Origin of the sequence: Haloglycomyces albus DSM 45210 (genome assembly GCF_000527155.1) — a bacterium.
Classification (GTDB): domain Bacteria; phylum Actinomycetota; class Actinomycetes; order Mycobacteriales; family Micromonosporaceae; genus Haloglycomyces; species Haloglycomyces albus.
This window is the reverse complement of the sequence record NZ_AZUQ01000001.1, coordinates 1,839,142-1,854,230: the sequence shown is the minus strand read 5'-3', so window position 1 is coordinate 1,854,230 and position 15,089 is coordinate 1,839,142. Positions and strand designations below refer to the sequence as shown.

Annotated in this window: 12 protein-coding genes; 8 read left to right on the top strand and 4 right to left on the bottom strand. The window is 62.4% G+C overall.

What is annotated here, in order from left to right; translation table 11 throughout:
• Nucleotides 1-2: 2 nt before the first annotated feature.
• The 3 genes from HALAL_RS0108685 to moeZ all read left to right on the top strand — a co-directional run bounded on the left by HALAL_RS0108685 (nt 3) and on the right by moeZ (nt 3,153).
• Nucleotides 3-1,010 (top strand): alpha/beta fold hydrolase, encoded by a 1,008-nt coding sequence (locus HALAL_RS0108685; protein WP_025273629.1) that lies wholly within the window; start codon nt 3-5, stop codon nt 1,008-1,010.
• A 13-nt stretch (nt 1,011-1,023) separates the two neighbouring features.
• The gene (locus HALAL_RS16775) at nt 1,024-1,887 is read left to right on the top strand and encodes a DUF3152 domain-containing protein (protein ID WP_025273628.1); all 864 of its coding nucleotides are present in this window, start codon (nt 1,024-1,026) and stop codon (nt 1,885-1,887) included.
• An 87-nt stretch (nt 1,888-1,974) separates the two neighbouring features.
• Nucleotides 1,975-3,153 (top strand): adenylyltransferase/sulfurtransferase MoeZ, encoded by a 1,179-nt coding sequence (moeZ, locus tag HALAL_RS0108675; protein ID WP_025273627.1) that lies wholly within the window; start codon nt 1,975-1,977, stop codon nt 3,151-3,153.
• Nucleotides 3,154-3,216: 63 nt separating this feature from the next.
• On the opposite strand, the gene ahcY is transcribed toward moeZ, so the two are convergent.
• A complete protein-coding gene (gene ahcY, locus HALAL_RS0108670; protein WP_025273626.1) occupies nt 3,217-4,677 on the bottom strand; it encodes an adenosylhomocysteinase in 1,461 nt (486 codons plus the stop codon).
• A 549-nt stretch (nt 4,678-5,226) separates the two neighbouring features.
• On the opposite strand from ahcY, the gene HALAL_RS0108665 reads away from it, so the two are divergent.
• From HALAL_RS0108665 to HALAL_RS0108650, 4 genes are all read left to right on the top strand, one after another.
• Complete coding sequence (locus tag HALAL_RS0108665) at nt 5,227-6,825, top strand: ABC transporter transmembrane domain-containing protein (protein WP_025273625.1); 1,599 nt, start codon at nt 5,227-5,229, stop codon at nt 6,823-6,825.
• On the top strand, nt 6,809-8,617 hold the full coding sequence (locus tag HALAL_RS0108660; RefSeq protein ID WP_025273624.1) for an ABC transporter ATP-binding protein: 1,809 nt from the start codon (nt 6,809-6,811) through the stop codon (nt 8,615-8,617). The genes HALAL_RS0108665 and HALAL_RS0108660 overlap by 17 nt, the downstream gene beginning before the upstream one ends.
• Before the next feature lie 137 nt (nt 8,618-8,754).
• On the top strand, nt 8,755-9,684 hold the full coding sequence (locus HALAL_RS0108655; protein WP_025273623.1) for an alpha/beta fold hydrolase: 930 nt from the start codon (nt 8,755-8,757) through the stop codon (nt 9,682-9,684).
• Nucleotides 9,685-9,724: 40 nt separating this feature from the next.
• A complete protein-coding gene (locus tag HALAL_RS0108650; RefSeq protein WP_245598064.1) occupies nt 9,725-10,813 on the top strand; it encodes an NAD(P)-binding domain-containing protein in 1,089 nt (362 codons plus the stop codon).
• 30 nt (nt 10,814-10,843) lie between these two features.
• Here HALAL_RS0108650 and hppD read toward each other — a convergent pair whose 3' ends face one another.
• A complete protein-coding gene (gene hppD, locus HALAL_RS0108645; RefSeq protein ID WP_025273621.1) occupies nt 10,844-12,025 on the bottom strand; it encodes a 4-hydroxyphenylpyruvate dioxygenase in 1,182 nt (393 codons plus the stop codon).
• Nucleotides 12,026-12,241: 216 nt separating this feature from the next.
• Between hppD and HALAL_RS0108640 the strand changes: the two genes are divergently transcribed.
• Nucleotides 12,242-12,760 (top strand): Lrp/AsnC family transcriptional regulator, encoded by a 519-nt coding sequence (locus HALAL_RS0108640; protein ID WP_025273620.1) that lies wholly within the window; start codon nt 12,242-12,244, stop codon nt 12,758-12,760.
• A 57-nt stretch (nt 12,761-12,817) separates the two neighbouring features.
• Here HALAL_RS0108640 and fahA read toward each other — a convergent pair whose 3' ends face one another.
• Nucleotides 12,818-14,035, bottom strand: a complete 1,218-nt coding sequence (gene fahA / locus HALAL_RS0108635) for a fumarylacetoacetase (RefSeq protein WP_025273619.1) — start codon at nt 14,033-14,035, stop codon at nt 12,818-12,820.
• 3 nt (nt 14,036-14,038) lie between these two features.
• Nucleotides 14,039-14,830, bottom strand: coding sequence for a hypothetical protein (locus tag HALAL_RS0108630; protein ID WP_025273618.1), 792 nt, complete (start codon nt 14,828-14,830; stop codon nt 14,039-14,041).
• Between the last annotated feature and the right edge of the window lie 259 nt (nt 14,831-15,089).

Here is a 15,089-nt window from a genome sequence, read left to right as displayed (position 1 = left end):
CCATGCGCAGGGCACAGTGGGTAGGAAAGGACCGAATCCGACAACCGGGCCGCCCCCATCCACCATGGCCGGGGCGTGAATACACTGTGGCGGGTGTGCGGGTCTTCGTACGCCGTACGCCCGCCACCTCCGCCGACGCCGAACCGGCGGTGTGTATTCACGGACTCGGCGGGTCATCGCAGAACTGGACCGATCTGGCGGATCGTCTCTCCGATGACCTGTCGATCGATGCGATCGATCTTCCCGGGTTCGGACACTCGGCTCCCAGTACTTCGGCGTCGATTCAACATTTCGCCGATATCGTGGCCGGTTGGATCGTCAGGTCCGGACGGGGCCCGGTGCATTTGATCGGCAATTCCCTGGGCGGTGCGGTAGCCGTGTACCTGGCCGCGACTCGGCCGCGCCTGGTGCGGACGTTGACGTTGATTTCACCGGCGATGCCCTTTCGCAATCCCAACCGATCGCGACAGTCGCACATCGTCCCCATGTTGGCCCTGCCGGGGCTGGAGATCATGGCCGGTAAGGTGTTCCGCAGTCGTTCTCCCGATCAGATCGTGCGCGAGATCGTGGAGTCGACCTGGGCCCGTCCGGACCGCATGCATGCGCAACGGTTCCAGGAGGCGGTCGCGGAAGCACGATGGCGACAGATGACTCCCTGGACCACCGCCGCCTATATTCATTCCTTCCGCAGCCTCATGGGAGTGTTCTTTCAGACGCTCGTCCCCAAAGCCGCCACCCTGTGGCGCTTGGCGGAGGTAATCACCGTTCCCACTTTGGTAATTTGGGGGAACAAAGACCGTATTATCGATGTGCGCCAAGCTCCTCGGACGGCGCGCGCATTTCGGGACGGCCGACTGCTCATCCTGTCCGATGTCGGGCACGTCGCTCAAATCGAGGCCCCGGACGTGGTGGCACGGGCGATAGTGCCACTCTTGGAGCCGCCCCGACACCTCTCCCCTGAAACGGAGACGACGAGAACGGGCAGTGGCGAAAAAGCGAGTTCCCGGTGAGTAAGGTAGGAATATGGCCCAACCTTCGAGCGGCAATCACCGCAAGGGCAAAGGTAAACGCCGTGCGGAGCGGACGTCACGTGCGGGGTTGACGGCTCTTGTGGTCACCGTGTGCACTTTCGTCGGCGGTGCCATCGCCTACGGAGAACTGTCGGACGACCAGGAATCCACCTCGCTGGACGAGACGGCGAAAACCGAACTGGAGGCCGACACCTCGTCGGAACCCGATCCCGTGGAAGTCGACGAGCCGGACCCCGAGGAGACTCCCGAGCCGACTCCGCTCTATTACGAAGGCGACGGTACGTTCCGCTACACCGAAGGCACCGGTCAGACGTGGGGCGAGGGCTCGAACCACTATCGTTTCAACATCGCCGTCGAAGAGGGAACGGAACTCGACCTCGACGAGTTCACCGAAACGGCGGTCAACACGCTCAGCGACGAACGCTCGTGGATCGCGGGCGACGTCTCCTTCGAGCTGGTCGGCGAGGACGACCAGGCCGATTTCACTCTCTACCTGGTCAGCCCGCACCAACGCAGTGTTCTGTGCGAGTCCCAGGACGTGTCGGTGTCGTGCCGTAACGGAGACGCCGTGGTCATCAACGCCGCGCGGTGGCTGAACGCCGTCGAACACTGGGAGACCGACCTCGAGTCGTACCGCAAGTACGTCATCAATCACGAGGTCGGGCACCGTCTCGGCTACGGACACGAAGTATGCGGGGAAGACGACACCCCGTCACCTGTCATGGCGCAACAGACGTATCAATTGGGCGGCTGCGAGGAAAACGCCTGGCCCTATCCAAACGGTGAGGAATACCTCAGCGGTCCGCCGGGCGAGTACGGCGGACCACGGCTACCGGCGGATTCGTACGACGATTAGCTCGAATTATTCCGTCTGAGGGTACCGAAAACGTCACCTGGGCGCCACCTGTGGAATATCCACATCCTGGTACGGCATTATCGAAGTATGAGTTTGCCGCCACTAGTAGAACCAACCGCTGAACTCAGCGTGGACGAAATCCAGCGCTATTCCCGACACCTCATCATCCCCGACGTGGGTATGGACGGACAACGTCGTCTCAAATCCGCACGTGTCCTCTGTGTGGGTGCGGGCGGACTGGGCTCCCCCGCCCTGATGTACTTGGCCGCCGCGGGCGTCGGCACCCTCGGAATCGTCGATTTCGACACGGTGGACGAAAGTAACCTGCAACGTCAAATCATCCACGGACAGAGCGACGTGGACCGTCCCAAGGCCGAATCCGCCGCCTCGACCATCAAGGAAATCAACCCCAACGTCAACGTGGTCCTGCATAAGCGGGCTCTCGACAATGACAACGTCATGGAGATCTTCGCCGACTACGATCTCATCATTGACGGGACCGACAACTTCGCCACCCGATACATGGTCAACGATGCCGCCGTTCTGCTCAACAAGCCGTACGTGTGGGGGTCGATCTTCCGTTTCGACGGCCAGGCGAGCGTCTTCTGGTCCGAACAGGGACCCTGCTACCGCTGCCTGTACCCCGAACCGCCGCCTCCGGGAATGGTCCCCTCCTGCGCCGAGGGCGGTGTGCTCGGCGTGCTGTGCGCCTCGATCGGTTCGATTCAGGTCAACGAAGCCATTAAGATCATCACCGGAATCGGCGAGCCCCTGGTAGGCTCCCTGATGGTCTATGACGGCCTGGAAATGGAATACCGCAAGATCAAGGTCCGCAAGGATCCGAACTGCGAAATTTGCGGGCCCAACGCCACCATTAAAGAACTGATCGATTACGACGACTTCTGCGGAACCGTCACCGAGGAGGCATCACAAGCCGTGGAGAACTCCACCATCACCGCGTCCGAATTGAACGACTGGATCAAGGAAGGACGCAACATCGACATCATCGACGTACGTGAACCGGCCGAGTGGGACATCGTCCGCATCGAGGGCGCACGGCTGATTCCCAAGGGCGACATTATTTCTGGTGCCGCACTTGATCAGCTGCCCGCCGAGAAGCAGGCGGTCTTCTACTGCAAGGGCGGGGTCCGCTCCGCTGAGGCGCTGGCGGCGGCCAAGGCCGCCGGCCTGGAAAACGCCGTCCACGTCCAGGGTGGAATTACCGCCTGGATCAACCAGGTCGACCCTTCCCTACCGTCGTACTAAGCCCGAACAACGTGAAGGCGGGGCCCCCGGACGTCCGGGGGCCCCGCCTTCACGTCTGGACGATCAGTAGCGGTAGTGTTCGCTCTTATAGGGGCCGTCCACGCTCACACCGATGTAGTCGGCCTGGGTCCGCGTCATGGTCGTGAGTTTGACTCCCAGCGCGTCCAGGTGCAGCCGTGCCACTTCCTCGTCCAAGTGTTTGGGCAAGGTGTACACCCCGACCGGGTAGTCCTCCAGCTTCGTGTGCAGTTCAATCTGCGCCAAAACCTGGTTGGTGAAGGAATTGCTCATGACGAAGCTCGGGTGGCCGGTGGCGTTGCCAAGGTTCAACAGTCGCCCTTCGGACAGAACCAGAATCGAGTGACCGGTCCCGGACTCGCTCGGAGAGAAACGCCACTCGTCGACCTGTGGCTTGACGTTCAATTTGGTGATTCCGGGTTCGGCGGTCAGACCGGCCATGTCGATTTCATTGTCGAAGTGGCCGATGTTGCCGATGATCGCCTGATGTTTCATGCGGCGCATGTGGTCGACGGTGATGATGTCGCGATTGCCGGTCGCGGTGACGAAGATGTCGGCGTCGGAGACGACGTCGTCCAAGGTCAGAACCTGGAATCCGTCCATGGCCGCCTGTAGGGCGCAAATCGGATCGATCTCGGTGACGATGACGCGCGCGCCCTGGCCGCGCATGGCCTCGGCACAGCCTTTGCCGACGTCGCCGTAGCCGCAGACCACCACCGTCTTACCGCCGATGAGTACGTCGGTGGCGCGGTTGATCCCGTCGGGCAACGAGTGGCGGCAACCGTACTTGTTGTCGAACTTCGACTTGGTCACCGCGTCGTTGACATTGATGGCGGGAAACGGAAGCGTACCGGCGCGTTCCATCTCGTACAGGCGGTGTACCCCGGTCGTCGTTTCCTCCGTCACGCCCTGGAGGGATGACAGTTTACGGCTGTAGCGGGTATCGTCGTCCCGCAGCGAATCGGCAATGAGGCCGAGGAAAACCTGCTCTTCGTCGCTTTCACCGTCGGCGGGCTTAGGCGTCTCGCCCTTGGACTCGAACTCGGCGGCCTTGACGACCAGCATGGTGGCGTCGCCACCGTCGTCCAGGATGAGGTTCGGTTCCAGTTCACCCCAGTCGAAGGCATTGGCCGTGCACTGCCAGTACTCTTCCAGGGTCTCGCCCTTCCATGCGAAGACGGGGACTCCCTGAGGATCGTCGGGGGTACCGTCACCGACGACCACGGCAGCAGCGGCGTGGTCCTGAGTGGAGTAGATATTGCAGGAGGCCCAGCGCACTTGCGCCCCGAGCACGGTGAGCGTCTCGATGAGCACGGCGGTCTGAATCGTCATGTGGAGAGAGCCGGTGATGCGAGCGCCCGCCAACGGCCGACTGTCGGCGTATCGTTCGCGCACGGACATCAGGCCCGGCATTTCGTTTTCGGCCAATCGAATCTCGTGACGGCCGAAATCGGCGAGGCTGAGGTCGGCTACTTTGAAGTCGTTCGCCTGGAGAGTTTTGCCCATGTGGAAATGGTACGGCGTGACGAAACAGCCGCTTGGTAGGTGGTCAACGAACCGGCGCGTTATAGTGATTCGTTCCACTACAAGTTTTTAGGACTTTTTGGGGCTACCGACTTGACAGAGTCAAATCATGGAGTAATCTTATAAGCACGCAAGGTCACGACGAGATGTTTCGTGACTAGCGGATAAACCAAACCGGGGGGAGTGCCGGAGGTCTGGGGTGGCCTCCGGCACATTTTTTATGTCCTCAAAGCATCGGCCTCACACCCGGTTCGGCCGCATAAGGAAGTACACAAAGAATTGGCCGACGGGTTTCCCCGCCGGCCAATCTATCCCCCTGAAAAAAGTCTCTTGGGCACTAGTTTCCCCGAGGTCATCGGAATGTTGAAGTAAGCAGTCATTCCGTATGAATCAGACATTACGCTATCAATCTGGCACGTTTCAAGCTGGGTGGCGGTGTGTTGAACCACGTCATGTTCTTCCAGTGGCCTTTGATACCGCCGACGGAAAAATCGTCGACAATTCTGCGCGATTAGCCTAACCTCATTAGCCGTGGCAATCGAGTCTTATTCCCCCGACACCCGCAGCAAACAAATCGGCTGGCTGCTCCGCAATGAAACATTTCGGCTGATCATCGGCACCATCGGATATTGCCTGTCCGGCGCCAGCTGGATGTTCGTCCCTTGGGGACTGTCGAAGATCATCGATGAGGCGCTGCCGTCCGGCTCCACCACCGCATTGTTCGGTTGGGTCGGCTTCATTCTTCTTGCCGGGATCGCTTACGCGGTGGTTTTCATCTTCGCCTTTCAGCTGATATTCAAAGCCGAAATCCGCCATCGTTACCGCATCGCCACCGGCCTGGGCCGCCACCTCAGCGCCGTGGGAACGAACGTCAACGGGCGCACCACCTCCGGCGACATGACCAATCTGGCCACCGACGACACCTTTCACGTGGCCAGTAGCAGCATGCACCTGGGCTTCTTCGTCATGAACATAGCGGCGTTCGGGCTCGGTTCGGTCATGGTGTGGTGGATCGACCCGGTGCTGGGCGTGGTGACACTGCTCGGTTCCATTCTGACCGGAGTCATCGCCGGTCCCGTCCTCAATAAACTGCACGCCAAACAAGACCAATATCGTGACGCCACGGCCGATCTCACCACGCAGGCGAGCGACATCGCCGGTGGTCTCCGCATCCTGCGAGGACTCGGTGGGGAACGACAGTTCTACGACCACTACCGAGGGCATTCACAGCGCGTCCTGGACGCCGGTTACCACGTGGCGCGACACGATTCCTGGGTCAAGACCTTCGGCGAGATTCTCCCCCTCGGCCTGGTCGTGACCATCATCTGGTTGGGGGCCAACCGGGCCGCCGCCGGCGACATCACCGTCGGCCAATTGGTGGCCGTCACCGGTTACACCACCGTCCTGGTCATGTATTCCCGCAACCTCATCGGCAACTTCCATGCCTTCGTGACCACGTGGGTGGCAGCCGGCAAACTGGCCCGGTTCTTTTCGATTCCGGCCCAACGTCACCCCGGTACCGTATCGACGTCCGGCGGGGATCTGTACGACCCCGACAGCGGAGTAACCGTCCCAGCGGGCGGCTTGACCGTCATCGTCGCCAATCATCGCCCGTCGGCTCGCGGCGTGGCACGCCGCCTGACGGGTTTCGATTCGTCCGCGGCGCGGTGGGGTGACACCCGCATTTCGGAGGTGGACGAAGAGGAGCTGCGTCGACGCGTCAACCTCCTGGACGACGACTACCTGTTCCCCACCACGCTGCAACACACGCTGGACGTGCCTGCCGCAGACGTCGATACGGCCTTGTGGCAAGCCGCGGCCGGCGACGTCGGCAACTCCTTGGGAGGCCCCGACGGCCTCGTGCAGAACGGTGGACGCAATCTTTCCGGAGGCCAGCGCCAACGCCTGAACCTGGCACGAGCTCTGGCGGACGATTCCGACGTGCTCATCGCGGTCGAACCGACCTCGGCGGTGGACGCCGCGACCGAGGCCGTCATCGCCGAACGTGTCGCCGACCTCCGTTCGGGACGTACGACGGTGGTGTTGACCGCTTCGCGACTGTGGACGGGGCTGGCCGACCACGTCATCGACCTCGACGACAATGGAGACGACCATGCCGACGACAAGTAAGACGCAATCCCGCGGCGCTCTGGAGGACGCCCCCACCGATTCCGATCTCCAGCACCGTGCCGGCCGGTTGCCGGTGGCGGACGGTCGACGGATTCTGCGGACTCTGCGAGAAGTCGCGAGCGCGCATAAGGCTCTGGTCACCGGTTTTCTCCTGTGTTTTACCGTCGGTTTCGCCGCTACGGCATTGATACCCGTCCTCTTGGGCTCTCTCATCGACGGTTTGGCGGCCGGATGGAGTGTGACCCGCATCAACTGGACCTGTGCGGCTTTGGTGCTGGCGCTGGTGACCGCCGGGGTCTTCGTGCGGTCGGGCGCCTTGTTGGGACGGCGTTTCGGTGAACAGGCGGCGGCGATGTTGCGGGAGCGGTTCACCGCCCGTGTCCTCGAGTTGGATCTGGGAACGGTGGAGGCGGCGGGACGCGGGGATCTGGCTACCCGCACGTCCGCCGATATCGCGGCCGCGACTCGGCTGTTTCACACCAACGGTCCGGATCTGCTGTCGGGTGCGTTGGAAATCGCCGTTCTCGCGGTGGCGGCGCTGATCGTCCAGCCCGTGCTCGGTCTGGGGGTGGCAATCGTGATCGTGCCCTTGGTAGTCACGTCTCGGATCTATTGGCGCCGTTCTCAGGGGCTCTTCGTCGCCGAACGAGCGGCCATGAGCGAGATCGCCGACAATCTGGGAGCGACGGTGGACGGTTCGCGGACGGTGGAGAACTATCGTCTGCATCGTCGGCGCGAGGACGCGGTGGAGACCGAGGCGGCCGGGCATCAACGTCTTCTCTATCGGATTCGACGTCTGTTCGCTTTCTTCCTGCCGGCGGCCGATTTGACGTTGACCGTACCGATTGTGCTGGTGACGCTGGCCGGAGGACTGTGGTACTTGGGTTGGGGCGGCATATCGGTCGGGGCGATCTCGGCGGTGGCGATGTTGGCCCTGCGACTCGACGGCCCCTTGTATCGGGTGCTGTTCAGCCTGGTGGACTTCCAGCAGGGCGCGGCGGCGGTGGCGCGCGTCGAGGGGGTCGCGGCATTGGAGCCGCCCCGTAAATCGGCGGTTCCTCACGGCCATGACATCGAGTTTCGCCACGTCACCTTCGGATACGGCGACGGTCCGGACGTGCTTAAGGACGTCAATCTCATTCCGGCCACGGGACGACGCTTGGCGATCGTGGGTCCGTCCGGTTCCGGAAAATCCACGCTGGCACGCCTGCTGGCCGGCATCGACTGTCCGCGTTCGGGTTCGGTGACCATTGGGGGCGCGGAGGCCTCGCAGGTGGAAACGGAGTTGCTCCGTCGCTCGATCATCCTCATCACCCAGGAGCACTACGTATTCAATTCCTCGGTGCGTGACAACGTGCGTCTAGCACGACCGGAGGCCCACGATTCGGAAGTGAAGGCGGCCCTGGAATCGGTGGGAGCCACCTGGGTGGATTCACTGCCGGAGGGGCTGGACACCGTGCTGGGAGACGGTGGGAATCAACTTGACCCCGCCGAAGCACAACAGTTGGCGTTGGCGCGAGTGATCGTCGCCGACCCACCGGTGGTGATCCTGGACGAGGCCACCGCCGGCATCGCTCCCGAAAACGCCGGTGGGGTCGAACGGGCCTTGTCCCGGGCCTTGGAGGGCCGTACGGTATTGGCGATCGCGCACCAGCTTGACGCGGCTCGCACCGCCGATCAGATCGCGGTCGTCTCCGAGGGACGGATTGCCGAGTTGGGCACGCATCAACAGCTGGTCAATCACGACGGTCAGTACGCGCACCTGTGGCGCGCGTGGAAGAACGAAAGGTGACGTACTCACTCGTACGGGCGATTCCGAGGATCAATCGGGGCGACACGCCCCGATTAAAAGTTCGCTTCACGTGTTGGCTGCCCTGCACGTTCTATGGTGATCGGACGCGCCATCGTTCTAGAAAGGGCAGCAATTACGTGCTTACGGCGACTCGCATCAATACTACGACTGTCAAGGAACACCACTACGAGGGTTTCCGCTACGAGAGCCGTTTCTCCCCTTACGGTTGCAACTCCCCAGACAACACCGGATCGTCCGAACCCACTCTTTTTCCCGTCGTCCTGATCGGCGGTGCGTTTCAGCGTAAAGAGGATTGGGGAAGGATCGAAAAGGGCCTGCTCATGCATGCCGATGTCCTGGCGGTGGACTTGCCCGGCTGGGGTGCCGGGGATCTTCTCCCTCCGGAATACGACATCGACTTTCTCACTCACGCGTTGATTCGACTGCTGGACGACTACGGTCTGACCCGAATCAACGTCTTGGCCGGGTCCTACGGAACCGCCATCGGCTACCGCCTCGGGCAACTGCGCCCCGACCTTCTCGAACGCATGGTCCTCATCGGCACCATGCCCGCGATTCCCGACGACATCCGGCCTGCGGTTTACGAAGGCATCGAGCATGCCCTGGCGGGACGTAAAGAGGAGTTCGCCGCCATGTCCCTGCAGTGGTTGACCACTCGCAAGGAAGGGGTCACGGTGAAGATGCTCAATGTGATTCGGCGAATTCTGTGGGGACGGCTCGTGGCGATCGAAGACGCGGAAATCGACAAGTTCGTCGCCAATACCCGCCGCCTCCTGGAGCCGAACCTGATCGACACCACCGTCGGCCCGCAGGCTCCGATACTGTTCGGAGTGGGTGAACACGACACTTTCACTCCGCCGCATCTGTGCCGCAGTCTGGCGCAAACCTGCCCGTCCGCGCAGTTCGTCCAGATCAAGGAATCCGACCACCTGATCCACCTGGAACGTCCGGGGGATCTCGTCGATCTGGCGGTGCGGTTCTACCACCGCATCCCGGTCGGTGACGCCCCTTACCTTCTCGGCGTTGAGGAACCGGCCACGAAATAGATCGGCGTTCACGTCTGTTACAGACCATGTGAATGCGGACGTGAACGTGACCGTCATCGGGGCGGGACAGGCAGGGCTCGGAGCGGCCTATTACCTGCGTCGCGCAGGCCTGACCGCTCCCGACGACTTCGTCGTACTCGACCACGCACCCCATGCCGGTGGTGCCTGGCAGTTTCGCTGGCCGACTCTGACCTTCCGTACCGTCAACGGCATTTTCAAGCTTCCCGGACTGGACGTGCCCGACGTCGACGTCGACACCCCGGTCGCGGGCGTCATATCCGACTACTTTCGCCGTTACGAGGAGGAATTCGAGCTTCGAGTGCGGCGACCGGTGTCGGTTCGATCCGTCCGCGGCCTGCCGGACGGACTGCTTGAGATCGATACCGACGTCGGACGCTGGCGTAGCGGCGCGATCATCAATGCCACCGGCACCTGGGAGCGGCCCTTTTGGCCCTACTACCCCGGCTTCGGCGACTTTCGCGGTCGGCACCTGCACACCGCCCAGTATCGGGGACCCGACGAGTTCACCGGACAAAAGATCCTCGTCGTCGGGGGCGGCATCTCGGCGGTGCAACACGTCATGGAGATCCACCGCTACGCCGCCGAAGTCACCTGGGTGACTCGTTCACAGCCGCGCTGGCTGGACGGTGCCTTCACTCGCGAGCGCGCTCTAGCCGCCGTCAACGAGGTGGAACGCCGCGTTCGCGCTGGTCTGCCACCGCAGCCGGTGGTGTCGGCGACCGGTATTCCGCTGACCGACGAGGTTCGTGCGGCACTGGATTCAGGGGTATTGGATCGTCGGGAGATGTTCCGTCGAATCAACTCCACCGGTGTCGAGTGGCCCGACGGGCGTGAGCTGGACGTCGACGTCATACTCTGGGCGACCGGTTTCCGCCCGAATCTCGATCATCTTCATGACCTGAATCTGCGTTCATCTCGCGGGGGAATCCGGATGAACGGGACTGTGGCGGCCGCCGACGAGCGCGTACACCTCGTGGGGTACGGCCCGTCGGCGTCCACTGTGGGGGCGAACCGCGCGGGCCGACGCGCGGCTCGCGAGGCCAGGTCGACGGCCCTGAAACGGTGGCGGGCCGGTAAACCCGCTCTCAGCGGTGCCGATCGCGCGTAGCGCTTCTTCCCGGCACCGCCTGGCGTGGTTCTACAGGTTTCCGCGCCGTTCCTGCTCCTTCTCCAAGGCTTCGAACAGGGCCTTGAAGTTGCCCTTTCCAAAGCTCAGGGAGCCGTGGCGCTCGATGATTTCGTAGAACACCGTGGGACGGTCCTGCTGCGGTTTGGTGAAGATCTGCAGCATGTAGCCGTCTTCGTCGCGGTCGACGAGGATGCGGTGTTCCTTGAGGGTCTCGATGGGCACGCGCACCTCACCGATCCGGTCGCGGAGTTCTGGATCGTCGTAGTAGGTGTCAGGCGCTTCGAGGAACTCGACCCCGTTGGCGCGCATGGCGCTGACGGCGGCGATAATGTCGTTGGTCGCCAAGGCGATGTGCTGTACACCCGGGGAGCCGTAGAATTCGAGGTACTCGTCGATCTGGCTTTTCTTCTTCCCCACGGCCGGTTCGTTGATGGGGAACTTGACCTTGCGGGTCCCGTTGGCGACGACCTTACTCATGAGTGCGGAGTACTCGGTCGCGATGGCGTCGTCGGTGAATTCGACGATGTTGGTGAATCCCATGACGCGTTCGTAGTATTCGACCCAGTCGCGCATCTTGCCTTCTTCGACGTTACCGACCACGTGGTCGATGGCCTGGAAGAAACGTTTGGGTTCGATTCCGGCGTCGATTTTGGCACTACGGTCCACGATCGGGCCGCGTTCGACGAATCCGGGCCAGAAGGGGCCGTGGTACTGGCTGCGGTCGACCAGCACATTGCGGGTCTCACCGTAGGTTCCGATGACGGCCACCCGAACGGTGCCGTGCTCGTCGCTGATGTCGTGGGGTTCTTCCAGGGCGATCGCACCCTGTTTGATGGCGAATTCCCAGTTCTTGTCGACGTCGGGAACCTCGAGGGCGACTTCGATGACGCCGTCGCCGTGTGCGGCGTAATGTTTGGTGGCCGCCGAGTCGGAGCGGACTCCCCCGGCGATGACGAAGGTGACGCCGCCGGATTTGAGGACGTATTCGGCGTGTTCCCGCCATCCTTGTTCCGGCCCACGATAGGCGATGCAGGTCATGCCGAAGGCCGTGGAGTAATAGTGGGCGGCCTGTTTCGCGTTCCCGACGAAGTAGCGGACGTGGTCCCAACCTTTGATCGGAAAACTGTCGGCCGAAATGTCGTGCTCCACCGCGCCTACCAGTTGCGCGTCGTTGACTGGGGTATCAACCATGATTCGTCTCCTCGCTGAGCACTGTTGGGTTTGTACGCGGACGTGCGACGGTCTTTGGGTCGACCGCCGGCGACATCCGGTAGGCGAGTGGTGACACGTCGCACTCGCGTTCCTGTCTTGATAGTGCACCCGGGACGGGCGGGCGCGCAACTGTGCACCTCTTTCCTGCGCACCTTGTACAGATTTACCGCATAAATGTACGTTACTCTGGTCACTATGACCAATGCCCCGAATCTTGACGTTTTGGATGCCAAGCTCATCGCCCTGCTGAACACCGAGCCCCGGCTCGGCGTGATGGAGTATTCGCGTCGGCTGGGCGTCGCCCGAGGAACCGTTCAGGCACGCCTGGACAAACTGCGGGATCGCGGTGTCATTTCCGGTTTTGGACCGGAGATCGACCCGGATTCCCTCGGATACACCGTGACCGCCTTCGTCACCCTGGAACTGCGCCAGGACGACGGACACCATTCGGTCAGTGCCGAGCTGGCCAGGATTCCCTACGTGTTGGAGGCCCATACGGTCAGCGGCTCGGGCGACATGCTCTGCCGCGTCGTGGCACGCACCAACGCCGATCTGCAACGGGTCATCGACCAGGTCTTGGCCACCCCCGGGGTGCAGCGGGCTTCCACGGTGATCGCCTTGGCCGATCGCATTCCCTACCGGACGCTTCCCTTGGTGGCCGCATCGGCCAACCCGGGCATGAAAGCCGGTACGAATCCTCCCCAACCACGTTGAGGGCCGAGCGTTGCCCACGCTCGACCCTCAATTCGTCTCGTCGCTACGATGCGACCCCTAGTCGGCAGGGGTGACGGTGCCGGTGACCTCCCCCAGCGTCAAGGTGCTGCCCTCGGGGCCGGGCGCTTCGGCCGCAATGGTCACGGTGTCGCCGTCTTCCAGGAATGTCCGGGTCGAACCGTCGGCGAGGTTCACCGGTTCCTTCCCCGCCCAGGTCAGTTCCAGCAGGCAACCGCGCTGCTCCTGGTTTGGCCCGGAGATCGTACCCGAGGCGAAGAAGTCGCCCGCCCGCAGGCTGGCGCCGTTGACGGTCATATGTGCCAGTTGCTGCGCCGGAGTCCAGTACATCGCGTCGAAATTCGGGTGCGCGATCGTCGTATCGTTGAGCCGCACCGACAGGGAGACGTCGTAGGCGAACCGGTCCTTCTCCCGCAGGTACGGCAGGGGCTCGAAGTCCTGTTGTGGTGCCTCGGTCCGAGCTTCGCTCAGGGCCGCCAGCGGAGTGATCCAGGCGGAGTACGAGGTGAGGAAGGATTTCCCGAGGAACGGCCCCAGAGGTTGGTATTCCCACGCTTGAATATCGCGGGCCGACCAGTCGTTGACCAGCGTCATTCCGAATACGTGCTCGGTGAAGTCGTCGACCCCGACCGCAGTGCCCAGTCGGCTGGGACGGCCGACCACGAATCCCATTTCCGCTTCGATGTCCAGACGCTTGCTGGGGCCGAATTCGATCCCGCCGTCCGGGGTACGGCGCTGACCGTTGGGGCGTTTCACGTCGGTTCCGGAGGGAACCACGGTTCCCGAACGTCCGTGATAACCGACCGGCAGGTGTTTCCAGTTGGGCATCAAGGGATCGCCGTCGGGGCGAAACATCTTTCCCACGTTCGTCGCATGATGTTCCGAGGCATAAAAATCGACGTAATCGGCCGTCTCGAACGGGGCGCGCATGTCGATCTCGTTCAGGGGAATGAGAGCCGCCGTCTGCGCATTCGATTCCTCGCTCAGGAACGTTTGGATTCGCTCCCGCACCGCGTTCCAGGCTTCGGGGCCCAGCTCGAAGAACGGGTTCAGATTCGAGGCCCGCAGGGCCGTGGCCACCTCCGCCTGGGAATCGGATAGCCGGTCGGCGAGCGCATGCAGGTCGAGGACGTATTCGCCGATGCGCACTCCGAGCCGTGCAGGTTGACCGGTGGGACCGACGAACGCTCCATACGGTAGGTGGTGAATTCCAAAACCGCTGGATTCAGCGTCGGGTACCCAAGTGCGTAGAACCATGTTTTATTTTTCCTCCACTAGCGACATTGCCATGAGATCGTCCAGGGGCTCTTGGATCGAACACGAGCCGAAGGCGACCCAGTGTTGACGAGCCTGGCTCATGTGAAGTGTAACGGCCTCGGTGAGTTCCTCCGGGTCCCTCAGTTTCAGCAGGTCGATGAGTTCGCGTTGACTGTTCGCACGGCTCGCGGACAGTACGTTGAGGAAACCGTGATGAACGAATCCCGTCTCCGGGTCGGTGTGGCGCACGGCCCGATGCAGTCCGGCGGTGAGCTTGAATCCCAGTCCGCGCCGCAGGCATCCCCAGAGGGCCTCGCCTAGGACTTCCGGGCTGGGAAAGAACGATTCCTCCAGTCCTCCGGTGCGGAATTTGGGCGTGAGGTCGGCTTTCGCGACGGCGTCAAGCAGCTCGGGGAGCCGTTCCTCGAACGGCAATTCGGCGAATACCGGTTGGCTGAATCCGGGGAGGCATCCGCCTTCAGCCCCCAGGCGGGCGATCACGTCGGTGGTGGGGGTCTTCATTTCGAAGTGCGTCACGATGAGTCCTTTAGGCAGGACCACCGCCGCCGGATCGACGTCGACGACCACCCCGACGGCGGGCGGGTGATCGCTGAGCGCGGGAACGTCGCTGAGCCGGCTGGCGGGAACCAGCAGCGGACCGACCAGATCGGCATACCAACTGTTGCGATAATTGCGGTGATTGACCAGCGCATCGGCCAGGTCAGCGTTCCCCGGGGGGAATACTGCGGCATCGTCCACCAGACCTTGGAAAACTCTCGGTATCAGTGAAGCCATGTGACTGAGCATACGCAAGGACGTTCACGGTGTCTATTTCCGTGGCAGCTCGCGCCGTACATCGGCGCGGTACCTGGTGAACGGGCGTGCATCATAACCGGCTTTTTGCGAGCGGGGGATGTTGGGTTAGTCTCAAACTGAAGGGAGGGGCCCACTCATGGGCACGATCCCACTCCGATCGAGTGACGAGAGGCCCCGAAAGAAGCGTCCATCCCGCTTCGTCCCAGGGCCGACGCAATCGGCCGTTCACAACGCACGA